This window comes from Serratia sp. T13T92 (genome assembly GCF_047530105.1).
GTDB classification, from domain to species: domain Bacteria; phylum Pseudomonadota; class Gammaproteobacteria; order Enterobacterales; family Enterobacteriaceae; genus Chania; species Chania fonticola.
This window is the reverse complement of record NZ_JBLJAK010000039.1, coordinates 21,264-44,018: the sequence shown is the minus strand read 5'-3', so window position 1 is coordinate 44,018 and position 22,755 is coordinate 21,264. Positions and strand designations below refer to the sequence as shown.

Genomic DNA, 22,755 nt, shown 5'->3' with positions numbered 1-22,755 from the left:
AGGAATCGTACTCGGTCTTTTTTTATGCTATTGATTTATAAATATAAATTTACAATAACTCGAATTTACTCGAATTTTACTCGAATTTCTATACTCGGTCTTTTACAGCATCACGTATTCTTTCCCCCTGGTATCGAGGTATTTGTCCGTCATTTTTACCGACTTATGCCCCAGCAATTTCATCGCAAACTCCTTCCCTTTTTCCTTCTCATACAGTCGCCCGGCCAAGCTTCGGATCTCATGGAACGTGGGCGGTGAATCCTCAAGAACTATTCCTGCCAACTTCCTGGCTGCTACAAATTTCTTGGTTAAACTATCCGGATTAAGCGATCCATCTTTGCTGTTTTTCCGGATGCCGGAACTGACCATAAAGCCTGTGGCGCTGGCCTGCCTGCATCGTTCAATAACCGTTTCCAGTTTGAGCCCTAACACGCGCAATTCTAAATCCAGAGGCAGGGAGATCATGGCCCCAGTTTTACCCTGGGTGATCTGCAACCGACCATCAACAATATGCTCGAAACGGATGAGTGCCACGTCTTCCCGGCGCTGGCCGGTTATCAGTGCAAGATCCATCGAAAGACCAAACCATGCGGGCAGTTCGGCTGCCGCTTCACGAATGGCAATGTATTGGTCTAGCTCCAGGCGTTCACGCTTTACAGTGGCTGTGGCTGCTCGCGTTGGTGTCACTGGATTGGTATCAATGTGGCCCTCGACAATCGCTTCGCGAAAAATGTCAGACAGCACTGATCGCATGGTGGTGGCCATCGTCTGCTTTTCCTGAACCACCCAGAATTCGAGGAATTCGGCGACATTCCGTGTCGTGATTTTTGACAGCACCAATGCGCCTAATCTCTCGCTAATGATGGCAATCTGTCCCTTGCGGGCTTTGTAAGTGCTCTCGGAAAGCTTACGGCGTTTGAAAATAACATCGTATCGCTCAAGCCAGGCATTCAGCGTGTATTCGTGTGTACCCTTAATTTTGTCTAACAAAAGAACAGGGGAGTAGTTCTGCTCAATGTAGTGATTGGCCTCGATCGCCTGCGCAATCGCATCCCTGCGCGCGATAGGCCCTAGCGATATTTCTTTTTTGGTCGCAGGATTGCGCCAATAGAAGGATTTTCCCTTACAGCGATAAGTTAAATTTTTGGGCAGCTTCATATCATACCCGTCCTTTCGCCGTGCCATTGATTACCTTCTCCATAAACGCGGCCCGTGCGGGCTCCGCGCTTTGGGCGTCTCTTATTTTCTTTCCGAGATTTAGGTCGTTTGGGTTGATATAGATTGCGCCAGGCTTAACGAAGTATTGCCTGCCTTGCTTATCCGGTGTCGGGTATATGTTCCCGTTCCTTGCCCACCGCTGGAGCGTCGGCACGGTTGGTCTAGACTTGTCCGTATAAACTTCATCAGCCCATTCTTCTAATGTAAGTAACTTGGTCATGGTTATGCCTCGAGCACACAACCGGCCATCATGGTAAACGCGATGGCCGGAGTGGTTTGGTTTTTGGAAATCAGTTTGCAAACTCCAGGCGCATGTCATCCAGTGCAATCTGGAAACGCTCCAGATCATCTGCACTGAGGTCACGCTCAGAACGGCGAACCAAAGCCTCCGCTGCTGCAAATGCTTCCGGTGTGCTGCAGGCTTCAAGCTGCGTATTTACGCTTGTGGCCGTGGTGATCTGCCGGTGACGCTTGACCACTTTATTTTTCAGCTCGGTGTAATCAGTGATGCCCAGCTTCTGTTTCAACTCCTCAACCTGCGCGCGGATCGCCATGGTCTGTTCAGGAGCCTTCGCCTGCTCGATCGCTGCCCGGATATCTGCCGCAATGCCGTCGCTGTCCACCGGTGGAGCACTGCTTTGCTGCTGCGCTGCCGCAACTGGTTCAGTCAACTGACTGACACTCACCCGCGCTGCAGGGGCTCCCGGATTGATTTCTTTCTCGTTCCGCTGCTCGAGTTCGTCAATTGTGTACACGCCGAGGATGACCTCAGGGCAATACAGGCGCGCCCAACGCTTAACGGCCAGGTAGGCCAACTGCTGGCGTGGGTCATCGGCCCACAGCGTAGAGTTGCGGGTTCTGGCCTGCGCCAGCAACAGGGTAAGTTCGCGAGGCTCTGCCTCCCCCTTGAGCGTGGCCCATACCTTTATGCCGATCCCTTCTTCGTCCGCCATCCGCCAGCCAGGAACGCGGTATTCACCTTTTTCACTTCTCTTGACTTCAAACTTCCCGATGACCTTGTCCCATGGCCCAAACCAGTCGTAATTGATGCGGTCAACCAACGGGCCACGCGTTGAAATCACAGCGTTGACGAGCTGTGCCTCATAGCCGAGGATCCCGCTCACCGTGTAGGTTTTCTGCGCCACGGCAAAGGGGTTCATTTGCCACTGCGCTGCCTGCATCGCGATTGCCATACAGTCGGCAGGGTTGCCCTGTAGATGCTTGGGAACCGTGGCCACGCCGCTGGCCATCATCTGCGCAAAGTTGCTGATAGCCGTCAGATATTGAGGATTGAACAGGGCAATGTTGGAGTCGGTAACCGAGTTCGTTTTTTCTTCTGCCAAAGTGATATTGCTCATTTTTTTCGTTCCCCTTATGCAATGCGCAGCGCTTCAAGGCGGCGTTGGTCAAAATCGTTCAGGTCATCGATCACTTCTTCTGTGATCGGCGCTGGCCATGTTTCGGTGTCGAAAGCTTGCTTGATGTCGCGCATCGCTTTTTTGTATTCCAGTCGCCCCAGCTCCAACAGATCCGGCGAGGCCTCAACGATGGCCACCCAGTGATAACCCTCGTCCTTGTTCACGAAAATCCAGAAGAACTGATCGAAGGCAGCAACGTCGCAATACATGGCCGCGCTGAGGTGGTAATCGCGATCGATGATTTCCCGGTGCAATTTGGCGCGTAAGAAATCCTGTTTTACCCGGCCCATGCTGGTCGATTTGAGATCCACACCCAGGCGAACACCATCAAGGTCGATTTCAAGGTCAGGGCGGACACGTACCTCGAGGCCTGTGTCTTCGTCGATCCCGAAGTAACTCACCTCAACAGCGCGGTTCTGGTGTTGCAGCAGGGGGCCAGCAGACGGGTGAGTGAACAGGGCGCGCTGAATGGCTTTCGCCGCCTGCATCTGTTGCTGGGTGACCAGCTGGCGACCGTCATCTGACGACGTCCACGCATCAAGGATTTCATCGGCAAAAATGGCCTCAGGCAGAATCGTTTTGATCCGGGCTGCCATGTCCTCTTTTGTCCCGCTGACCGGCAGCGGCGCAGGGATGGCTTTTTCACGCGTGGCGAATTCCAGATCAATGGTTGCCAACTGCTCGAGCAAAGCATCACGGCCGCCGCTGGTTTTCAGCATTTCGGGCAGAGTTGCGTTGTACTCTTTGATGCAAGCCTTCATGGCTGTGGCCGTGAATTTCTGCCCCTCGGCGATGCTCTGGAACTCCTGCGGTAGCAGGGTGTAAATCCGGACGATTTCATCAGCGTTCCCGCCCAGTGCGTACGGCGTAGGTAACTTGGCGTTGTGCTCATCAAGAATTGAACGCAGCGTGTCCGAGTCCGTCATTTTGGGCAGGGTGGCGTTGTGCTTCTCGATGAATGCGCGCATCGATGCTACGCCGGTGAATGCACCCTCAGGAATGATTGGCTCGATGTTGAAATCGTTGGTCAGTTTTTCAGGCTCCAGCGCCATCGTGTGGACGAGCGAACCGAATGTCAGGGCATCGCTACGTTCACGGGCAATAGACTTGATGACGTGGCGGCCATGGAAGTACATCAGGCTGATCCGTGCATCCTTCACTTGGGTGCTACTGATGCCGTTCGCCGCGTGGTAAACGTCGTTCGGGATATCGTGGTAACGACCAGGCTCGAAATAGGCCGGGTACGTTACGGCAGGTTCTGCCGTTTCGCTGGCGATCACCTCTGGAGCGGTTTCGCTCACTGGAGTGGATACCTCCACAGCCTCTTTGTTTTCGAGGGTGACGCTTTGAGGCTCTGCGCTACCTTCGCGCAGATAAGATTCAATGCGTTCGTTGATCAGATCAATCCGCTGGGATTTATCATCAAGCCAACCCTCGAGTACATCGCAGGTGAGGTGGTAAATATCATCCTCGACCAGTTGCTTGAAGGGATCACAAGGCTCTATCTCTTTGGCCAGCAGCCTGGCGAGATATACGTGATTAAAATCGCCAGCTTTTGTGAGAAGTTCCTCGACATCATCCTTACTCATCACTGACGTTTTACCGTCCAGGGCGAACATGATTTCTCGCCGCAGCCACGCGCTGCGCGTTGTTGGGTCAAGATCCTTAGCGGCGTCCACTTCTTCTTTTTCGCCTTCATTTGAGGTGATTTCCGGCGCAGGTTCTGCGGATGCATCCTTAAGCGGGGAAGCCTCAAAGAGCGCGGATACGTCGAATTTCCCGCCCCCCATGCTGCGAAGTTCGCCGGGCTGATGCTGCTGGGCGGCTTCTATTGTTTCTCCATTATTTAAGGTATCAGGTCGTGCTGCTTCTGAGTTTTCTTGCGGCTGTACCGAGCGACCCTCTTTTAGATTAAATGCGACACGTTCATTGATGAAATCAATCCTCTGAGACCTGTCTTCGATCCATTGATGCATCACGTCGCAAGTAATGTGATGGACATCGTCAGCACTAAGTTGGCAGAACGGATCACATACATCTATTTCCTTAAATATTAATCTGGCAAGGTATACGCGTGATGCTCCGTTAATTGCGGAGATCAGGGCATTGGCCTCATCAACACTCATCACTGTTGTTTCACCACCCAGGACAGCGAGAACCTCACCGAGTAGCCATGCGCCGCGCCCGGTTTCGGTTGTGAGCATTTCTTCGTTTGCGGCGACTGTAGCTAACTCGTCCTGTGTTGACGGTGCATCTTCCACAGTGTCACCAGCTGGTAGCGCCTGCGTGTAGTTAGCCAACTCGGGGCATCCAGGGTGACCGACAAGGCGAGATTTAACAAAGTGCAAGCGAGCATCGCTATCGGCGAGCAGCTTCAGGTTCTTCAAACCATCTGAAATGATAGCGTGACGAGTGTCCGTATCGACCGTCTGGATGCCGGGAATAACTCGGTAGGTTGTGTACCAGGCACGCCAAGCGGGATCGCGAGCATCTTCCATTGCTTTAGCGTTGGTGACGTCGCGTGCTTTGGCCTGTGATGGGTTGATACCCATGATGGAAAGGGCTGTGTGCTTTTTTAATGCCTCATCGCCGATCGCTGAGATCATCTCCGCAGATGAAAAATTATCTTCCTGCATTGGTTTGCTTTGCGCGCCGGACGTTGTTCGTGGCAGTTCTGGGTCAGGCGCATGCGTGGCATTGGGTGTTGTCTGCCATTTAGAAATGACAGACTGGCGATCATCTACCTTTGCATTCAGGTATTCAGTTGCAAACTGACTAATTTTGCCCAGTTCTGGCGCTTTATCGAATGGCGGCCAGATGGCCTTCATGGCTGCAATGGCCACTATCGGCATGTCCGGGTAAACGTAATCGAACCCCTTAAGATTGGAGAGGGCCATGATGACGTTTTGCGGGTACCGCTGCGAGTCATCCATCATAAGCCTGGTTGCTGCTTTCAACTGCTCCCCTGTCATTTTCATGCAGTCACGGCCAAACAGCCATGCGGCGGCAATCACAGTATGCTTGTCGAGGTCTATTGCGGAATATGTGGTCTCGTCTTTTGCTGGTGGTTTTGCAGTTACCTGCGGCAGCTGTTGCGCGGGTTCGGTAGCGATCAGCTCCCACGTCAAACCATCATCACCTAAGCAATAACGGTCACACCAAGGTTCGCTGAATACACCTTCGATAGGCAGGTCGTCGACCACCGGGAAGTTTGTGCGAACTGGTTTGAAATACTCTTTCGGATCCAGCTCGGCATCTTCAATTTTGTTTTCCAGATCACGCAGTGCCCGAGCGTCGTTCTTCGCTTCAAAATAAATGAAAAGGGAAGGTTTGCCGGATTTCTGTTTTGCCTTGAGATAATAGGCATACATGTTTTGCATTATGCAATTCTCCTGAATTTAGGTAGAATGCAGTCGATCATTGACTGCGATAGTGGTCATTGGTTATGTCTCGGTTGCTGGGGGTGGTTCCCCGGCTACCCATCCCCCAGATGTAAAATGGGTAAGATGGCCCGCCTAGTGCGGGCTTTTTTACGCCCTAATCGTCATAGCTCCGATTGCAGTGAGGACAGAAGCAGATCAGCTTGCTGCCAGCCTCTTGAACTGAAATACCAGTAGGACGCGTGGGGGCGGTTTGTTGCTGATAAATGTCCCGCTTGCAACGCCAGCAAATCCCGTCACGTGGCGCGAAATGTGGATAGTTCTTTTCTTTGCAATATTTGGCCTGCGCCTGCCGAGCCTCTTCTGAGTTAAAAGTTTTCACATCAACACCTCGTTAAATAATTGCGATTTGGTGCCTTTCAGGCGTGGGGATCCCGTGGGCAAAGTAATTGCCCGTCAGGTACCGGTTATTTTTTAATTAGAAAGTGCAAAAATTAGAAAGAACACAAACGCCCAGAACAAAGAACAACCGATGATTATGTCCTTCCAAACATGTCGCCGAATGGTCATTGTTTATACCCTCAGTGGGTGCCCGCGGGTTCGAATTCCGCCGGTATGCCGGGGGCTTCGAACGGTGCCTTAATGGCGCGCAGGTTGCCCGTAGGCTCGAACCGGTAGACGCTGCGCGTGTGGTCGAACGAGGCAACCCAAGGCGCGCCGGTGCGCTTATTGCGGAGGGTTACCGCTTTGCCGCTATTAGGAACGATGGTATTCATTGGTTTATGTCTCGGTTAGTCTGCATGCTTTGCCCGTTACCGGGGCTACGGATGATGGCTGTCAGGACAGCGCTTCTACAAACTCTGCAAAACTCAATGCTTCTTCGCCTTTTGCCAGGCTGTTGAAATATTCCTCGTATGCATCTTCCATCATCTAGCCCTCTGGGGTAGTGGTCATTGGTTATGTCTCTGCCGTCTTTCCGGCTGTCAGAACGTTTTCACCTGCTGCTTGATGTGAGTAAGTAAACAACAACTTTACCGAGTGGTCAAGAAAATATTGTCTAAATGGTAAGGTGTTACTTTACTCTTGGTGTGCGGGCATAAAAAAACCGCCACAGATGGGCGGTTTGATGGGGTTTTTTGGCAGTTAAGCTGCTATTCGATATCTTTAAATCTCTTGCGAACGTATGAGTCTACAAACGCATCCAGCTCTTTTAATCGCGCGCCGAATGCAGCGATCATGTTTTTTTGGTCTTGCTCTGGCAGTTGTCGGTAGAGCTGGAGCATTTCTGCTTCGTTAGGGGTTAGTCCGCTACTCTCTTCAACATTTTCTCCCAATAGCCATGCAACCGAAATACCTGTTGCCTCAGCTATGGCTAATGCAGAGTTCTTACTCATGGTGCCAGTTCTGAACCATCCAGTAACTGCTTGCTTACTTACGCCAGCAATTCGAGCCATCTCTGACTTGGAGAGCCCTTTTTCGTTCAGTTCATTCAACCTGGCTATGAGGTTGGGATTTGCCTTTTTTATAGTCATACCTTGCATTGTAAACCTTTACTTTACGGTGCAAAAGAAAGAGGTTATTGACCATTTGGTAAATAGATGCTTTACTTTGCTTGATTCTAACGGAGGTTTTAATGACTGGTCTTAATCGAGCAATAGAAATTGCTGGCAATGCTAGAAAGCTGGGACAGGCTTTTGGCCTCAGTCGTATGGCCGTTTGCCTTTGGAAAAAAAACGGTGTCCCCGCTGATCGTGTATTGCCGATCTATAACACAACCGGAGTAACTCCTCACGAGTTGCGTCCTGACCTTTATCCCAATCCATCTGATGGATTACCGCAGCAGCAGGATACCTGCGTCGCCCCTTAAGGACTGATATATGGAAATCAAACACGAGTTGATCCGCGACGCGCTGCGCGGATGGGCCACGGAGGCCACTCAGCGCACGGTTGCAGCCGAAATCACACGGGCTTACTTCGACATGAATCTGGACTTGCCACACCTGGATCAGATCGAACGTGCCGACGGCACCGTAGATTTTGCTGCATGGCACAACAACAAGCAGCAGATCTTCCGCTGGCTGGACAGCGACACCGCAGGCGCCCGTCGGAAAATCGAAATGCTGCAGCCTGCAATCCTGGCCGCTTTACCGGCAGAACTGCGCGCCCGACTGGTTGCAGGCAAGAGCATTGAGTATTTGGCCATCCGTTCGCTGAAAGAGCACCAGGAGGCGATCGCCGCGGCTTTGCTTAACGCATCACCGGCTGACTTCGAACGAGAGTGTGACGAGGCCGAACGGAGCTTCCACGAACTACGGCGCGCATATTGCGCACTGCACTGACCGAGACATAAACCAATGACCACACATGATGATTTTCTGCAAAAGCAGATCGCCGCGCAGCTGCGTGAGGCGAAATACGAGGAGGCTGTCGCAGTGTCGTCGGCCATGGCTGCTGTCGATCACCAACGCAGCAACCCTCGCATGAAACTGCCTGAACTTCTGGCATGGGCGAAAACCCATGCAAAGCACAGCAGGCGGATAAAAGACAAGCCAGATCGCCCGCATGTCCCTGGGCGTCGCATGGGTCGGCGGTAACAAGTATGGCTAATAGCATGCCAAAACCTTTGCCTAAGAGTAAGGCAAGCAATGAGCCTTACCGCAAAGTAAAAATCACGATGTGGGATGACCCTAAATTCCGGGCGTTATCCCCATTGCCACCTAGCGGGCAGAGCTTGTTTGTTTATCTGCTCACTGGCCCTTTCACCGGGATTATACCTGGCCTGTTCAAGGCCGGGCGGGCAGCTCTGGCCGAGGAATTGGGGTGGGATGTCGAAGCCTTCGACTTAGCCTTAGGCGAAGCCTTATCCCTAGGGATGGTAAAAGCCGACACCCAAGCCAGAGTGTTTTGGCTTCCGAACGCGGCGAAGCATAACCCGCCAACGTCGGTGAACGTCATCAAATCATGGGTGAGGGCGTTCGAATTATTGCCTGAATGTGACCTGAAATACGAGGCTCTGGAATCCATGAAAGCCGCATCACACGGCGTTTCCAAGGCTATGGGCTTGGCTTTTGATACGGCATTCACCATGGCAAAACCTTTGCCTAAGCCTTTGCCAAGCCCTTTCCAGAAAGCAGTAAGCAGTAAACAGATCTTAAACCCCTCTCTCTCTGGCGCGAGTGCGCCGGGTGAATTTCCTCCTGATGAAAAACCAGGGGAACTACAGGAACCGGAACCATGGGGCGACGACCTGCAAACGCCATTCGGTAAATTCGCCATGGCTAACACTTGGGTACCTTCGGAACAGTTCCAGCGGCAGGCGGCACTGTGGGGCCGGATTATCACAGGCCCAGCACCAGGGTACGAAGCCACTGAGCTGGCCAGTTTTATTTCGTTCTGGCAGGCCGAGGGAAGGGTATTAAATCAAACCCAGTGGGAACAGAAATTTGCCGATCACGTGCTGTACGAACGGCAACGGGCAGCGGTAAGAAAACCAGCATCAACGGGAGGTTCAAATGCGACAAGAGCAACAGCAGGCGTTACCGCTCAGCAGCAGGTCAGGGCTGCACGAAACGCAGAGCGGGAAAGACAGGGGCTGGCTCCTTTGGGAGACGATGGCGGGGATTTATGCGAACCGCTGGGTGAGCAAGAACGGGGTACAGCCTTCCATGATTTGGGTCCAAACGATTTCGCGGTTCTCGAATGAGCAACTGGCGTTCGCTGCCAAGCGGTGCATGGAACGCTGCAGTGCGGGCAACCACTGGCCACCAGACCTTGCCGAGTTCACGGCGATTGTCGGCGAGTGCACGGCCAACCCATTCGGGCTCACCGCCGAGGATGTCATGGCGGAATACAAGTGTTGGCGCAACGAGTCATGGCGCTATGAGTCGTCGGAAAGCTTTCCCTGGAAGCACCCGGTTTTGTTCCAGATCTGCACGGAACTGCGCAGGGCCGGTGTCGAGCGAAAGTTAGGGCAGGCCGAGCTGGTGGCGCTAGCCGGGCGTCAGTTGGCGAAGTGGGCCAAGCAGGTCGAAATGGGCTACTCCATCCCGCCGATCCGCAAAACCAAGTCCCTGGAGCATCGTCCACCAGGCGAATCTCAGATCGCCGACGCCGATGGGGCTTACAAGAAAAAAGGCATGGAACTGTTGGCGAAAATTCGTGCCGACGCAAAAAGTAAAATTGTTAAATAACCGAGACATAAACCAATGACCAATAAAACAAGCCAAAAATTCAGAATTACAACCAAGCAGTTTGTCGATCTGATCCAGTGCAAAGAACTGAGCACCAGCGAAATTTACAAGCTGGCGCACCAGGCTTTCCCCGGCAATGACTTAACTCGCGCCTCAATCGTAACCAGGCTGAGGAATATGGTTCGATCACCGAATGCTGAGATCGTTGTTGTTGGCCAGGGTAATCAGGCGCGTTACACCCTGATCCATGTCAGCGAAAGGTTTATGGTACGAGCGGAGATCAATCATCGCGCTAGTTCTCAATACAATCCCACCGATAAAAGGCTCTGGCATTTCAACTCTGTTGAACTGCGGTTCTGCCATCTGCACAAAATGTTCGATCAGGCGCTGGCGTCTGTCCAGGGGAGGGCGTCAGCATGATGGACGAAATAATCCTGAAAAACGCTATTAATCGGATCATCGAACTTGAAACCATGCTGCTGATCCCGGTTGAAAATACAGTTTGGCCCAAAGAGGTCGAGATGGTGATCACCCAAATCGACAACGCGGAAAACTTGCCGGAGTGCCATCAAAAACGGCTCCGGCACCATATCAACCGCATGTGGTTAGAAGGGATCCCTATGCCCACTGTTACTTCCGTTGCCAAAGTGCTGGCCAATACCTTGGGGCATTATCAATGAGAGAAATTATTGTTGATAACTTTGCCGGTGGTGGTGGTGCGTCAACGGGTATCGAGTTGGCCACCGGCCGCAGCGTTGACATTGCGATCAACCACGATGAGAACGCCATCGCGATGCACGAAACAAACCACCCCGATACGCTGCACTACTGCGAATCGGTGTATGACATCGACCCTGTAGCCGCGACCGCCGGACGGCCAGTTGGGCTGGCATGGTTTAGCCCCGACTGCCGTCATTTCAGCAAGGCAAAGGGCAGCGCGCCGGTTAAAAAAGAGATCCGCGGCCTTGCCTGGATCATCATCCGCTGGATTTTAAGGGTAAACCCTAGATTTATTCCGATGGAGAACGTGGAGGAGTTCAAGACGTGGGGGCCGCTGGTCACTGACGAAAACGGCAATGATTACCCATGTCCTGACCGTGTAGGGGAAACTTTCGCAGGGTTTGTGGCGATGCTGACCACCGGCATAGCAGCAGATCACCCGGCGCTGGCCGAATGCTGCGACATTTTGGGCATTGAAGAGGGTAGTGACGATCACCACCGGCTGATTGCCGGTCTGGGCTATGTTGTCGATTACCGTGAGCTGCGGGCCTGTGACTATGGCGCTCCAACCATCCGTAAACGCTTCTTCATGCTGATGCGTTGCGACGGGCGGCCAATTGTCTGGCCAGAGCCTACCCACGGGGATCCGAAATCGCTGGAAGTCCAAAGCGGCAAGCTGAAGCCATGGCGCACCGCGGCAGAGTGCATTGATTGGTCTATCCCATGCCCGAGCATCTTCGAGCGTAAGCGCCCGCTGGCGGAGAACACCCTGCGCCGCATTGCCCGAGGCATCCAGCGCTTTGTGATCGACAGCCCAGCGCCGTTTGTCGTTAAGTGCAACCACACCAGCACCAAAACGGTCTACAACTGTTTCCGTGGGCAGCCGCTTGATGAACCTTTGCAGACGATCACTAAAACCCAAGGTTATGCGTTGGTGTCGCCACACATCACCAAATTCCGCACTGGCGCCACCGGCCAAGAATGTGACGAGCCGCTTTCCACTATCACCGCGGGCAGTTCAGAACGCCCAGGCGGTAACGGGCATGCTTTGGGAATGGTTGAGGCAAAACTGACGCCGTTTATCGCTGGCGCTGGCGGCCCTAAATACTCCGCGAAACCGCGATCTGTAGATCAGCCGATGCATACGCTGTGCAATACAAACCATTCCTGTGTTATTGCGCCAGTCATTGCCCGCATTGGCCAGACAGGATTTGGTGGTGATCGCCTGGCCTATGAGGCAGACAAACCGCTAACAACAGTCACGACTAAAGCAGAGCACCTGGTGGTGGCTCCTTCACTGGTTCAGGTTGGTTATGGCGAAAGAGAAGGGCAAGCCCCCCGCTCTCTGGATCTGCATAAGCCATTAGGCACAGTGGTTGCAGGTGGGAATAAACATGCGTTGGTATCCGCATTCCTGGCCAAACACTTTGGCGGTAACTATACCGGCCCCGGCGCTGATCTTGCTGAACCAGCCCACACGGTGACGACAACCGATCACAACTCCCTAGTCACATCCAACCTTATCAAGATGCGCGGTACCAACATCGGGCAGGAAGTTACCGCCCCCCTACAGACGGTAACCGCCGGTGGCAATCACTTCGGAGAGGTTCGCGCCTTCCTGCTGAAATACTACGGCAATGAGAAAGAAGGGGTAAGCCTCACGGATCCGCTGCACACCGTCACAACCAACGACCGCTTTGGCCTGGTCACGGTAGAGGGTATCGATTACCAGATCGTTGATATCGGCATGCGCATGCTGCAACCGCATGAGCTTTACGCTGCTCAGGGTTTTCCGTCCTGGTACATCATCGATCAGGACTACAAGGGCAAGAAATACGCCAAAGATAAACAGGTAGCCCGCTGTGGCAATGCGGTACCGCCGCCGTTCGCCGAGGCGCTGGTACGTGCCAATCTGCCGGAAATGTGCGTACCACGCCGGGAGGTGGCAGCATGAGCAAAATTAAAATCACACTTGCAGACGCAAAAGCAGAGCTTCGGGACGTAGCCACTGGCCCACGTAGCGAGCATTGGAGTTACGCCCCGGCAGTAATGGCGTTGCTCAATAGTCATGACGAATTGCTTGTGATGCTGGGTGAAATGAAGCACCGCGCAGAGGCGGCAGAGCATCGACTACAGCAGCCGGTCAAGCTGCCAACTGCAGAGGGTGAGGTGGAGCAAAACTACCTCGATAAAATCATTGAGGCCCTCAACAGTGCAGGAGTCCAAATTCGTTACAACTGCCCGCGTTGTAATGGTCTGCTTGATTTAACGTGTCGGCCTAATGGGGCTCACTATTGCCATCAGCTGGCCAAGGCTGAGATAAGTTAAATCTCGGAAAGTCAACCGGGTTTTGTTGTGTGGTGAGGTTAGTAAAAAGAAACTTTCAGGGATGATAGTTTCTTATAAAACAGATAATTGTGATTTAAATCAGTATTTTGACAGCAAGTATTTGATCAAATTTATTTCTGCTGATACTGTGTTTATATACAGTAAATCCTTTGGCGATCAGTGAAGCGTTCGATGAGGTGGAATATGTTTACAGTGGAACAATTTTTGAAGTTATTACCGTTCACCGGGAGAGCAGTGGTTTATATGGATCGTGGCGAAGCGCAATCAGTGTTAGTTCTCACTGATGGGCAAATCATGGCCGATCTGTCGTTAATGATCGAGTTAGTCAAACGCGCGGGCTACGACGTCCGTAAAAAGTGAGCTACACTACACCCGTCAGCCTGAACAGCTGATCACCTGCTGCGTCTTGGAGTGAACACCATGGCGCAGTTACAACTTATCAAGCAATCATCAGGAATACTGATCCCGGCCAGCCCGGAGACCAGCGAATTCCTGCAAACGAAATGCAAGCTCGGCGCCGTGCTGGTTGCCGACTTCAAGCAGGTGCGAAATCCGGCGTTTCATCGCCGTTTCTTCGCGCTTCTCAATCTGGGTTTTGAATACTGGGAACCTACCGGCGGCGCGATATCGAGTAATGAGCGCAAGCTGGTGACCGGCTATGCAAAATTCCTCGCTACTTTCGGTGGTAATGAATCCGCGTTATTGGATGCAGCTGATCAGTACCTGGATCGCATCGCAGATCGACGAACTGGTAGCATCAGTGCGTGTAAATCCTTCGATGCCTACCGGGCATGGGTAACCATTGAAGCCGGGCATTATGACGCGATCCAGCTTCCAGATGGCACCCTACGTAAGCACCCTCGCAGTATTTCGTTCGCCAACATGGACGAAACGGAATTTTGTCACCTCTACAAAGCCGCGCTCGATGTTCTATGGCGCTGGATCTTGCATAAACCTTTCCGCATGCAGCACGAAGTAGAGAACGCCGCGGCACAGCTGATGAATTTCGCATAATGGCAAATCTACGAAAAGCGGCCGAGGGCCGAGACTGCCAGATCCGGATCCCTGGAGTATGTAATTTCAATCCCTACACCACGGTGCTGGCGCATTACCGCTTGGCTGGCACCTGTGGTACCGGAATAAAACCCGATGATGCTCAGGGCGCGTGGTCCTGTAGCAGCTGCCACGATGCGATCGATGGCCGCATTAAAACCGAATATGACCGTGAAACCCTGCGTCTGTACCACGCCGAGGGCGTACTTCGCACGCAAGCAATTCTGAGAAAGGAAGGAAAATTATGAATCTCGAGTCGGTAGTAAAATATTTCTCACCGAAATCTCCAGTGCTGGGGGACTCGGTTCCGGCAACGGCTTCGGATTCTTTGACGATCAGTGACGTAATGGGGGCGCTGGGAATGTGTCAGGATCAGGCGGAATTGGGCCTGTCAGCGTTCTTGGGGAAGGTGGGCATTAGTGAGGCAGACAAGGTTAAGGCGGTAGTGTTGCTTGCCAAGCACTGTATAGTGCGCTCTGACAACGTTGCAGCTATTCGCAAACTCCCAGGCGAAACCAAAGCCCAAGTGATCCTTACCCTGGCGGCATTCGCATTCTTGGACTTTTCCCGTAGCGCTGCCAGCGAGATCCCCTGCGACGCATGTGATGATGGCTTTATCGAAGAGCGGAAATTTGTCATGAACAAGCTGGCAAAGGCCCACGACACTATCGACAGCTTTGCGCGAGGAGATTTGCCAGCTTCGATTACGCAGTTGGAAGGTCGGGAAATGCGGGTGAAGCATGCTTTCTATGAAACCACGCGCAAGGTGTGCCCAAAATGCAACGGCAGGACAGTGATAAAAACGGACTGCAATGACTGCCGGGGTCGTGGTGTAGCCATCGACAAAGATGAGTCAGAGCGCCAAGGCGTTCCAGTGAAGAAACCCTGCAAACGCTGCTCAGGGCGCGGCTATGAACGAATACCTTCGACTCAGGCTTATAGAGCGATCGCTTGTATCACTGAAAGTATTTCGCTAGATACCTGGAAAAAATCGGTGAAGCCATTTTATGACGAGATGATCACCCAGTTGGATATTGAGGAAGAGAGAGCCAATATGGCGTTAAGGGCAACGACAGGTTGACAAAATAGTGAGTGATTTTATTGCGAGCTATTTACATTTCCCGAAAGTGTGGTAGTTTCTCTCTAACGATGGGTGTTTTGTGCCTGACGTTGAAAAGCCCGCCTCTGTGCGGGTTTTTGCGTTTCTGGGGCTATCTGGCTTGCATGTTGGGTCGAATTATTTCCTTGAGGTGAGTTATCATGCTAATCCCCTACAAAAATTGTTTGGAGAAATGCATGGATATGAAATTTAACGATTTGAAGGAAAAGCACCTGAAGTTAAAGCGGACTCAGTGGCAATTGCGGGAAAAGCTGCAAAATAACGCGCATGATCTTTTCCGTGAGTATAGTGAGTCTTTATCTTTACCTTCTGATACATGGAAAGATGCTCAAGGTAACGCTTACCGTTATGTTGAAGTCGGTATCTGGAAACAGCCTGGTGAATTTGAGCTAACTACGTTTCCCAGATTGCAAATGGATGAAGATTACCGCTTAAACTTTGTTATCTCCACAACGCTGGATGACTCACCTGTGACAGGGGGGTATCGACAGGGGATTAGCATTTCACTCTGGTATGATCAGTCTATTTTGCGAGCGGCTGTTGGTAGTGGCGATGATACTGCTTATTTTCAGGTGTCTCCACAGCCTGGAGGTTTCTTTGAAGTGTGCGCCGCAATTAAAGCCCTGATTAACACAGCGATGGTCAGAGCGACACCGAGCGCTATCTTAGCGTAATAGATTTCTCCGTGTTTGATGTGGTTACTTTTGGCGATTTAACGATATCAGATACGGTGATACGCCGCCAGACGTCATCTGGCAACCATTCAAGGCTGCGCTAATGCGTGGCTTTTTTATGTCTTACGCCCGGCCTCGCTGAGCAGTAAAGGAGTTTACATGGCAGATCCCATAAGCGCGGGAGGCGGGATAGTGAAGGGGATGGCGCTTGGTGCCATTGCTGTCTCAAGCTTTTCTCCTGGTGGTTATTTCGATGTCCTTGCTGGCTCCGCAGCGGGTGCAGTCATTTACGCGTTTACCACATCAGGGTTAAGCCCGACCCAGCGTATTTTTCTATCCCTAGCATCATTTCTGGCTGGCGTAGTTTGCGCCGATGACATGGCGGCCCTAATTGAATGGGCAACGCCAGAAGCATTCCACCCAACAAAGCCTCTCGGCGCAGTAATCACTTCGGTGATAGCTGTTGGCGCGCTCAAGTTCATCAGTTCTGGGGCGGCAAATCCGATTGCTTTCATCAAAAAAATACGCGGCGATGACGACGCGAAGAAAAAGTAGAGACACGAATTTATGACTGGAAAAGTTAAATCATTTTTAAAAATGACGTGGCTGAATGCGGCCCCCTGGTTGCTTATTGTTTTTATCTCTATGCAGGTCTTGTCCTCACTGGATAAGAGCGTTGACCAGGCAAAGTACTCCTACTCGCGCAAAGTAATTTCCTATGGCCTGTCCGATGCAAATACCGATGCTGAGGTTGTTGAGCGCATTCAAACTTGGCAAAACGACAAGTGGGGTGCGCAGATCTCAGCAATTCAGACCGGTTGTGATGGCGACATGGAATTCATTAACTCGCTTTTATCCAATCGCAACGGTGCGATGATCTGCCGAATTGCGAAGTGAGGTAATAAAAATGACATTAAGCGAAAAGCAACGACTCTTCACTGTGATGATTGGGAAGCTGATCGCCTTTGCTGATAGCAAGGGTTACGGGCTGACATTCGGCGAGGCTTACCGCACCCCTGAGCAGGCGGCGCTGAATGCAAAGAAAGGTGGTGGGATCGGCAATTCATTGCATATCCAGCGCCTGGCTGTTGATTTTAACTTGTTCATCAATGGCGAATACCAGATGAACACAGAAGCTTACACCCCGCTTGGTGAGTTTTGGGAAAGCATAGGTGGGAGCTGGGGAGGTCGATTTAAAACCAACCCGGACGGAAACCACTTTAGTCTAGAGCACAATGGCGTTCGCTGAGCCTATCGATAAGGGGGGCATATGAACTACATCCTAAACCGACTGAAAGAGGCCAGCACCTAGCGAGGCATTGTTATGTTCGTTGCTGGCGCTTTCGGGATTAATCTTGGTGCCAATTCAGCTGAGCTCACTATCGCTATCGGCATAGCGGCTTCTGGCGCTGTTGGCGCTCTGTTTCCCGACAAGAAGTAGGCATTCCAGAGCGTCCATCCGTGGGCGCTCGATAATGCACACATAGCGGTGGAGTAAAAGAGATGGCATTTTATCCTGGGGCATTCCTCGGAGGCGGGGTAGAGACTCCCTTTGCTAGCTACACAACGCCAGGAAAGATAACCAGGGCTGAGTGGTTAAAGTTGTTGTGGTCTAGGTCATGGCCTGATGCGCGAGACGACGGGCAGGCATCAGGAAGGTTCTCATTCGATATTGATGGAAATTTTGACATCAACTATTTCTGGGGAAACATCACTGCTTACGTCTTGTCGCCTGGCCGTAAATTATTTCTTCCCTCATTTACTGATATGTCTGCCTCGTATAACGACGGAGACTATAGCGCGCCGCTGTCTGAAATCTTTGGCGTGAATGACAATGCCTACTTGTCCGCCTACCTGGACAGGGATGTGGTGACAATTTTAAATCACGCTACGTCAACGCATTCTCTGCAAATTTTCGCAAACTGGGTGACGCTGAATAATAGCAACGTGAAGCTAATCTCCTCTGATGGTGGCACGGAAATAGACATGGTAACCACTGGGGTGTCAATACCGCCAGAGTCATCAATATCTATACGCTGGGATCATGCCAGGCAGCAATTACAGGAAATTTGAGAATGTCACTAACAAGGCGAGAAAAGCAGGCGTTCGATGAATTGCAGCTGGCTGTTTTTGGCAAGTCGGGCTGGGCAGAGGTTGAGGCTGCCTCAATTGGCAATATCGAACTATTGAGCATTGGCGGCGGAGTATACACAACGCCGGTGTTACAGCTTGATGGTGTTGATTTTTCTCAAAGCCAGAATGGCTGGCTGCTAAAAGACCAGATTGACGAAAGGGACAACGGTGTTTGGGTTGTTAACTCAGTGAACCCCGGATCGGTTCACCTCGTCCGCAGTGCATATTACCGTTCAGCCGAGCAGTTAAACAATTCTATTCTCCGCTCTTCTCAGGGCGAGGAAAACGCGGGCTCACAGTGGGTGATCACAGTGAGCAATGATTATGTCGAGGGTGAGGGCATTGTGGCTGTACAGCGGTCATCTGCAGTAACGCTCGATGGTGGTACTTTTTGATATTAAGGGGTGGGTATGTCTGTCGGTAATGCAGTGATGAAGCAAAAGCGCAGTACGGTGACATCGGTTCCAGGAAGCCTGGAATTTGGTCAGCTGGGCGTGTCGGATGTTGGTGGCAATACGCGCCTTTTTGTTGGTGACCAGACGACAGCAGTAAAAGAGTTTCAGGCCAAAACAACGCTGCTGACAAACTTTCTGGCAAACTCAAACAACACGAACGGCAACAGGGCTTCCATTGTCGCCATCAGTGGGAGTTTTGAGCAGGCGTATTTAGTTACTTATGAGTATACCGACCCGACGCAGGCTTGGGACATTACCCAGGGGTTCATTCCTGGCTCTATCGTATACAACGCCAACAACGGCAAGTTGTGGATGGCTCTAGACACAGGGGAAGGAGCGGGTGAGTGGCAGCTGGTTTCCAGCCCAAGCACCCCTATCGTTGCCCCGCTGTCATATCGCGGTGTGTTGGACTGTTCCGCCAATCCAAACTACCCCGCCGCAGAAATTGGCTGGGTATATGTGATTAGCGTTCCCGGTAAGATTGGTGGCGCTTCTGGTGTTGCTGTTGAAGCTGGTGACATGCTGCTCTGTAAAGAGACGTCGCCTGGTGGTGCTCAGGGCGCGGTAGGTTCACAGTTTGATGTGGTTCAGGGCAATACCAATGGTGCTGTTGTATTTGGCGGCGCGAGTGCTGGTTTAAACACCGTCCCTGTTTTCTCGACTGCGGATGGGAAGACCATCGAATCGAGCGGGGCATTGATATCTGACCTCCCGGTAAGCCAATCGCTGGCAAAGCGAACCACGTCAGGCTCCATCAGGGCTCGTGATTTCATCCCTGCCGTCGCACTTGATACATCGGCAACACAATACGAGATTTTCCTGAACGCGAATTCACCAGCGATACTGTATCTGCAAGGAACATCCTCAGAGATTGGCCTTGGTGTATTACCTGACAGTAAGTCTCTAGAGCTTGCGCGTGAATACACAATAGTCAACACAGGCTCAGCGGACATTGAGGTTCACGCCTGGGATGATAATGCCCCTGGCAATGTCAGTGCCACCTTGTGGTGGATGGGTTACCGCCAATCAGTCACTCACTTCAGACTGATATCAAGTACGGCTGATGGTTCCGGTGTCTGGAGTGCAACCAGCATTCCTTTGGCTAATGACAAGTTTGAGGTCAATGCAAGAGACATTAGGCGCAGCAAGCAGGCGCATGAAGGGGCGAGTACGCTATCAATTTCACTCACTGAAAATAGCGATAGAGTCCAGGAGTTCCGTAACCAAAACACGCCAGGTCAGCAATCATCCCTGACCTTGCCAAATGCAACCTTGCTTGATGTGATGACTGAATACTGGGTTATCAACAACACTGATGATGCCATGAGCGTAAAAAACTCAACAGGCACATCATTGGCAGGTATCAGCTCTCCTTCTCACCGGAAGTTCACGCTTGTGGATAATTCTACACCACAGGGTATTTGGGACGTATCGGTGAATATTGCTGATATTGACGGTGGGCCATTCTAAAAGCATTGAGAGGCTGAGGGGTTAACTTGGCCTCTTTTTAATTGCAGGCAGAAAGCCCCATTGCTGAACAGGTAGTAGGTGGAAAAATGGAACCAACCCAAGACATTACACTGACGGGCGATTGGCAACAGATCACGACAGGTGTGGAGAATGCACTAATTCAAACTATTGATGGTAAGTTTGCTGTTTGTTACAGCGAAACAGCGCCAGTTGAGCCTCAGGCATACCATGTCTTTTCTGAATTAACCATAACAACTCCAACAAAGGCCTGGGTTAAAACCTTTACGCCCGGGATTAAGTTGACCATCACATATATGTAGGTGACTCATGGCGAAGCCGGACTGGGGCGAGCTTCAGCAACGGTTTCTGTCAGAGCACGCCAAAACCAACATCTCACCGAAAGAATGGTGTGAGGCTAACGGACTGAACTATGCGACAGCCCGCCGATACATCAAGAAACCGAGTGCGCTAGATGCGCAAAAAACTGCGCAGCAAAAACTGCGCACTGCGCAATCTGAGAAAAGCGCAAAGAGGCTGGTTGAAAGTGGATTAAGCGCTCAGCAAAAACGCTTCGTCGCTGAATATCTAGTGGATCAGAACGCAACAGCTGCGGCAGAGCGCGCCGGGTACAGTGACCCGAACTACGGGAGACAGTTACTGGCGAATCCTAACGTTGCGCAGGAAATTGCGCAGCAGCAGAAAGATTCTCTGGTGCGCACCTTGGCAAGTGCAGATGAGGTGCTCGAAAAAATGTGGCAACTGGCCACGTTCGACGCCAACGAGATTTCTCAGTATCGCCACGGAGCCTGCCGACATTGCTGGGGGTTCGGTCATCACTACCAATGGCGTGACGCTATCGAGCATGAGGAAAAGTGCACAGAGGCGAAAGCCAGGAACAAGCCTGATCCACCCGATAAGGGGGGCTACGGATACGACCACAATAGGGACCCTAATCCAGAGTGCCCACGGTGCAATGGTGACGGGATCGGTCGCGCCTACTTTCCTGACACGCGAAAATTATCTGGTATTGCCCGATTGGCTTATTCAGGCACGAAGATAGGTAAGGGTGGGATAGAGATTTCTGCCATCAGCCGAGAAAAAATGTTCGAGGCAATCATGCGCAGAATGGGACTGAACGAAACCGAACTTGCGCAGCGGTTGGTTGAACTGGAGATACAGAAGCGGCAGACAGAGGCAGAACGCCTACAGCTCGAGCTTACTCGCCAGAAACAAACCAACGGGGATAACAAGCCGGGCGGCCCTCAGATAATCATTAACCTGGTGAATTCTCCCGATGGCGACTGAACACACGATCACGTTCCTGCCGTTTCATGACGGGCAGAAGAAAATATATCGCTCACCGGCGAAGCGGAAAGTGATCCGCGCCGGTCGCCGTTTTGGCAAAACCACCATGTTAGAGCAGGCTGGCGGCAACTGGGCGGCAAAACAGATGCGCGTGGGCTGGTTTGCGCCGTCCTATAAAATCCTGCTGCCCTCGTTTAAGGCCATTCGGGATCTGCTCAAGCCGATCACAACCAGTTCCAGCAAAACGGATTCGATAATTGAGACGATCGGCGGTGGTCAGGTGGAGTTCTGGACGCTGGACAACCCGGACGCTGGCCGCTCCCGTAAATATCACAAAGTCATCATCGATGAGGGCAGCCTGGTTAAAAAGGGCATGCGCGATATTTGGGAACAGGCGATAGAGCCGACGCTGCTCGACTATGACGGTGATGCCGTTATGGCCGGTACGCCCAAGGGCGTGGACGACGAGAATTTTTTCTATCAGGCCTGCAACGATAAATCGATGGGGTGGGAAGAGCACCATGCGCCAACAGCGGCGAATCCGACCATCAACCCCGAGGCGCTGGCGCGAATAATTGCCGGACGCCCGCCGATGGTGGTTCAGCAGGAATACAACGCTGATTTTGTCGATTGGCGAGGGCAAAACTTCTTCAAGATGGAATGGCTTTTGGAGAACGGCGCTCCGGTCGATTACCCGGCGAGTTGCGATACCGTCTATGGCGTTGTCGATTGCGCCCAGAAAGGCCAACTACAGAATGATGGTTCAGCCTGCATCTGGTTCGCACTTAGCAACTTTCCATCGCCCTGTCTGGTCATTCTTGACTGGGACATCATCCAGATTGACGGATATTTCCTGAAAGACATAGTGCCGCAGTGGATTGGGAAAGCTAAACACCTCAGCGAAATATGCCTGGCACGTATGGGCACCGCTGGGCTGTTTATCGAGGACAAGGCCACCGGTATCACGCTATTGCAGCAAGGAGCTAACGAGGGCTGGAACGTTCACCCCATTGACAGCGAATTAACATCGCTGCCTAAAGAGTCCCGCGCCATCAATATCTCCGGGTATGTGGCATCGGGGAAAGTACGCATCTCGAAATACGCCTATGACAAGCTGGTGGAATACAAGCAATCGAAGAAAAACCACCTTCTGACGCAAGTGCTCCAGTTCATTATTGGCGAAGAGAATCAGGACGATGACCTGTTTGACTGTTTCAACTATGGCGTCGCGCTTGGGCTAGGCAATGGCGACGGCTTCTGACGAGAAAAC

Annotated in this window: 30 protein-coding genes; 23 read left to right on the top strand and 7 right to left on the bottom strand. The window is 51.9% G+C overall.

Annotated features, from left to right (window positions below):
* Positions 1-102 precede the first annotated feature (102 nt).
* The 6 genes from ACMV5I_RS23820 to ACMV5I_RS23795 all read right to left on the bottom strand — a co-directional run bounded on the left by ACMV5I_RS23820 (position 103) and on the right by ACMV5I_RS23795 (position 7,557).
* A complete protein-coding gene (locus tag ACMV5I_RS23820) occupies positions 103-1,185 on the bottom strand; it encodes a tyrosine-type recombinase/integrase (RefSeq protein WP_414825446.1) in 1,083 nt (360 codons plus the stop codon).
* The gene (locus ACMV5I_RS23815; protein WP_414825445.1) at positions 1,160-1,438 is read right to left on the bottom strand and encodes an excisionase; all 279 of its coding nucleotides are present in this window, start codon (positions 1,436-1,438) and stop codon (positions 1,160-1,162) included. The genes ACMV5I_RS23820 and ACMV5I_RS23815 overlap by 26 nt, the downstream gene beginning before the upstream one ends.
* Positions 1,439-1,508: 70 nt before the next feature.
* A complete protein-coding gene (locus ACMV5I_RS23810) occupies positions 1,509-2,576 on the bottom strand; it encodes a RecT family recombinase (protein WP_414825444.1) in 1,068 nt (355 codons plus the stop codon).
* Positions 2,577-2,590: 14 nt separating this feature from the next.
* A complete protein-coding gene (locus ACMV5I_RS23805) occupies positions 2,591-6,016 on the bottom strand; it encodes a RecE family exodeoxyribonuclease (RefSeq protein ID WP_414825443.1) in 3,426 nt (1,141 codons plus the stop codon).
* Between the two features lie 581 nt (positions 6,017-6,597).
* Entirely contained in the window at positions 6,598-6,792 is a 195-nt protein-coding gene (locus ACMV5I_RS23800) for a hypothetical protein (RefSeq protein ID WP_209526789.1), read from the bottom strand.
* A gap of 375 nt (positions 6,793-7,167) precedes the next feature.
* Complete coding sequence (locus tag ACMV5I_RS23795) at positions 7,168-7,557, bottom strand: helix-turn-helix domain-containing protein (RefSeq protein WP_414825442.1); 390 nt, start codon at positions 7,555-7,557, stop codon at positions 7,168-7,170.
* A gap of 92 nt (positions 7,558-7,649) precedes the next feature.
* Between ACMV5I_RS23795 and ACMV5I_RS23790 the strand changes: the two genes are divergently transcribed.
* The 17 genes from ACMV5I_RS23790 to ACMV5I_RS23710 all read left to right on the top strand — a co-directional run bounded on the left by ACMV5I_RS23790 (position 7,650) and on the right by ACMV5I_RS23710 (position 17,371).
* Positions 7,650-7,883: a transcriptional regulator gene (locus tag ACMV5I_RS23790; protein WP_253083479.1), complete on the top strand. Its 234-nt coding sequence runs from the start codon at positions 7,650-7,652 to the stop codon at positions 7,881-7,883.
* A 10-nt stretch (positions 7,884-7,893) separates the two neighbouring features.
* Positions 7,894-8,355, top strand: coding sequence for a toxin YdaT family protein (locus ACMV5I_RS23785; RefSeq protein WP_173409107.1), 462 nt, complete (start codon positions 7,894-7,896; stop codon positions 8,353-8,355).
* A 15-nt stretch (positions 8,356-8,370) separates the two neighbouring features.
* Entirely contained in the window at positions 8,371-8,610 is a 240-nt protein-coding gene (locus ACMV5I_RS23780; RefSeq protein ID WP_414825441.1) for a hypothetical protein, read from the top strand.
* A 5-nt stretch (positions 8,611-8,615) separates the two neighbouring features.
* Positions 8,616-9,719 (top strand): DnaT-like ssDNA-binding domain-containing protein, encoded by a 1,104-nt coding sequence (locus tag ACMV5I_RS23775; protein ID WP_414825440.1) that lies wholly within the window; start codon positions 8,616-8,618, stop codon positions 9,717-9,719.
* Positions 9,682-10,206 (top strand): replication protein P, encoded by a 525-nt coding sequence (locus ACMV5I_RS23770; RefSeq protein WP_414825439.1) that lies wholly within the window; start codon positions 9,682-9,684, stop codon positions 10,204-10,206. Before ACMV5I_RS23775 ends, ACMV5I_RS23770 begins: the two co-directional genes overlap by 38 nt.
* Positions 10,207-10,221: 15 nt before the next feature.
* Positions 10,222-10,626: a hypothetical protein gene (locus ACMV5I_RS23765; protein ID WP_414825438.1), complete on the top strand. Its 405-nt coding sequence runs from the start codon at positions 10,222-10,224 to the stop codon at positions 10,624-10,626.
* Entirely contained in the window at positions 10,623-10,886 is a 264-nt protein-coding gene (locus ACMV5I_RS23760; protein WP_414825437.1) for a hypothetical protein, read from the top strand. Before ACMV5I_RS23765 ends, ACMV5I_RS23760 begins: the two co-directional genes overlap by 4 nt.
* Positions 10,883-12,880 (top strand): DNA cytosine methyltransferase, encoded by a 1,998-nt coding sequence (locus ACMV5I_RS23755; protein WP_414825436.1) that lies wholly within the window; start codon positions 10,883-10,885, stop codon positions 12,878-12,880. Before ACMV5I_RS23760 ends, ACMV5I_RS23755 begins: the two co-directional genes overlap by 4 nt.
* Positions 12,877-13,254 (top strand): hypothetical protein, encoded by a 378-nt coding sequence (locus ACMV5I_RS23750; RefSeq protein WP_414825435.1) that lies wholly within the window; start codon positions 12,877-12,879, stop codon positions 13,252-13,254. The genes ACMV5I_RS23755 and ACMV5I_RS23750 overlap by 4 nt, the downstream gene beginning before the upstream one ends.
* Before the next feature lie 225 nt (positions 13,255-13,479).
* Positions 13,480-13,635, top strand: coding sequence for a hypothetical protein (locus ACMV5I_RS23745; protein WP_414822192.1), 156 nt, complete (start codon positions 13,480-13,482; stop codon positions 13,633-13,635).
* 60 nt (positions 13,636-13,695) lie between these two features.
* Complete coding sequence (locus ACMV5I_RS23740) at positions 13,696-14,289, top strand: DUF1367 family protein (RefSeq protein ID WP_414825434.1); 594 nt, start codon at positions 13,696-13,698, stop codon at positions 14,287-14,289.
* Entirely contained in the window at positions 14,289-14,576 is a 288-nt protein-coding gene (locus tag ACMV5I_RS23735) for a DUF1364 domain-containing protein (protein WP_414825433.1), read from the top strand. Before ACMV5I_RS23740 ends, ACMV5I_RS23735 begins: the two co-directional genes overlap by 1 nt.
* A complete protein-coding gene (locus ACMV5I_RS23730; RefSeq protein ID WP_414825432.1) occupies positions 14,573-15,409 on the top strand; it encodes an antitermination protein in 837 nt (278 codons plus the stop codon). Before ACMV5I_RS23735 ends, ACMV5I_RS23730 begins: the two co-directional genes overlap by 4 nt.
* A gap of 215 nt (positions 15,410-15,624) precedes the next feature.
* Positions 15,625-16,122, top strand: a complete 498-nt coding sequence (locus ACMV5I_RS23725; RefSeq protein WP_414825431.1) for a hypothetical protein — start codon at positions 15,625-15,627, stop codon at positions 16,120-16,122.
* A 159-nt stretch (positions 16,123-16,281) separates the two neighbouring features.
* On the top strand, positions 16,282-16,677 hold the full coding sequence (locus ACMV5I_RS23720; RefSeq protein ID WP_414825430.1) for a putative holin: 396 nt from the start codon (positions 16,282-16,284) through the stop codon (positions 16,675-16,677).
* A 12-nt stretch (positions 16,678-16,689) separates the two neighbouring features.
* Positions 16,690-17,019 carry a hypothetical protein gene (locus ACMV5I_RS23715; protein ID WP_414825429.1) on the top strand — a complete coding sequence of 110 codons (330 nt, stop codon included), beginning with the start codon at positions 16,690-16,692 and terminating at the stop codon, positions 17,017-17,019.
* A gap of 10 nt (positions 17,020-17,029) precedes the next feature.
* The gene (locus ACMV5I_RS23710; protein WP_414825428.1) at positions 17,030-17,371 is read left to right on the top strand and encodes a M15 family metallopeptidase; all 342 of its coding nucleotides are present in this window, start codon (positions 17,030-17,032) and stop codon (positions 17,369-17,371) included.
* Between the two features lie 117 nt (positions 17,372-17,488).
* Here ACMV5I_RS23710 and ACMV5I_RS23705 read toward each other — a convergent pair whose 3' ends face one another.
* Entirely contained in the window at positions 17,489-17,632 is a 144-nt protein-coding gene (locus tag ACMV5I_RS23705; RefSeq protein ID WP_414825427.1) for a hypothetical protein, read from the bottom strand.
* On the opposite strand from ACMV5I_RS23705, the gene ACMV5I_RS23700 reads away from it, so the two are divergent.
* The 6 genes from ACMV5I_RS23700 to ACMV5I_RS23675 all read left to right on the top strand — a co-directional run bounded on the left by ACMV5I_RS23700 (position 17,626) and on the right by ACMV5I_RS23675 (position 22,746).
* Positions 17,626-18,195, top strand: a complete 570-nt coding sequence (locus ACMV5I_RS23700) for a hypothetical protein (protein WP_414825426.1) — start codon at positions 17,626-17,628, stop codon at positions 18,193-18,195. The two genes, ACMV5I_RS23705 and ACMV5I_RS23700, sit on opposite strands and share 7 nt — an antisense overlap.
* A 2-nt stretch (positions 18,196-18,197) precedes the next feature.
* Entirely contained in the window at positions 18,198-18,650 is a 453-nt protein-coding gene (locus tag ACMV5I_RS23695) for a hypothetical protein (RefSeq protein ID WP_414825425.1), read from the top strand.
* Positions 18,651-18,665: 15 nt separating this feature from the next.
* Positions 18,666-20,180, top strand: a complete 1,515-nt coding sequence (locus tag ACMV5I_RS23690; protein ID WP_414825424.1) for a hypothetical protein — start codon at positions 18,666-18,668, stop codon at positions 20,178-20,180.
* An 86-nt stretch (positions 20,181-20,266) separates the two neighbouring features.
* Positions 20,267-20,500, top strand: coding sequence for a hypothetical protein (locus ACMV5I_RS23685; RefSeq protein ID WP_414825423.1), 234 nt, complete (start codon positions 20,267-20,269; stop codon positions 20,498-20,500).
* 7 nt (positions 20,501-20,507) lie between these two features.
* Complete coding sequence (locus ACMV5I_RS23680; RefSeq protein WP_414825422.1) at positions 20,508-21,485, top strand: terminase small subunit; 978 nt, start codon at positions 20,508-20,510, stop codon at positions 21,483-21,485.
* Complete coding sequence (locus tag ACMV5I_RS23675; protein WP_414825421.1) at positions 21,475-22,746, top strand: hypothetical protein; 1,272 nt, start codon at positions 21,475-21,477, stop codon at positions 22,744-22,746. Before ACMV5I_RS23680 ends, ACMV5I_RS23675 begins: the two co-directional genes overlap by 11 nt.
* The last annotated feature ends 9 nt before the right edge of the window (positions 22,747-22,755 follow it).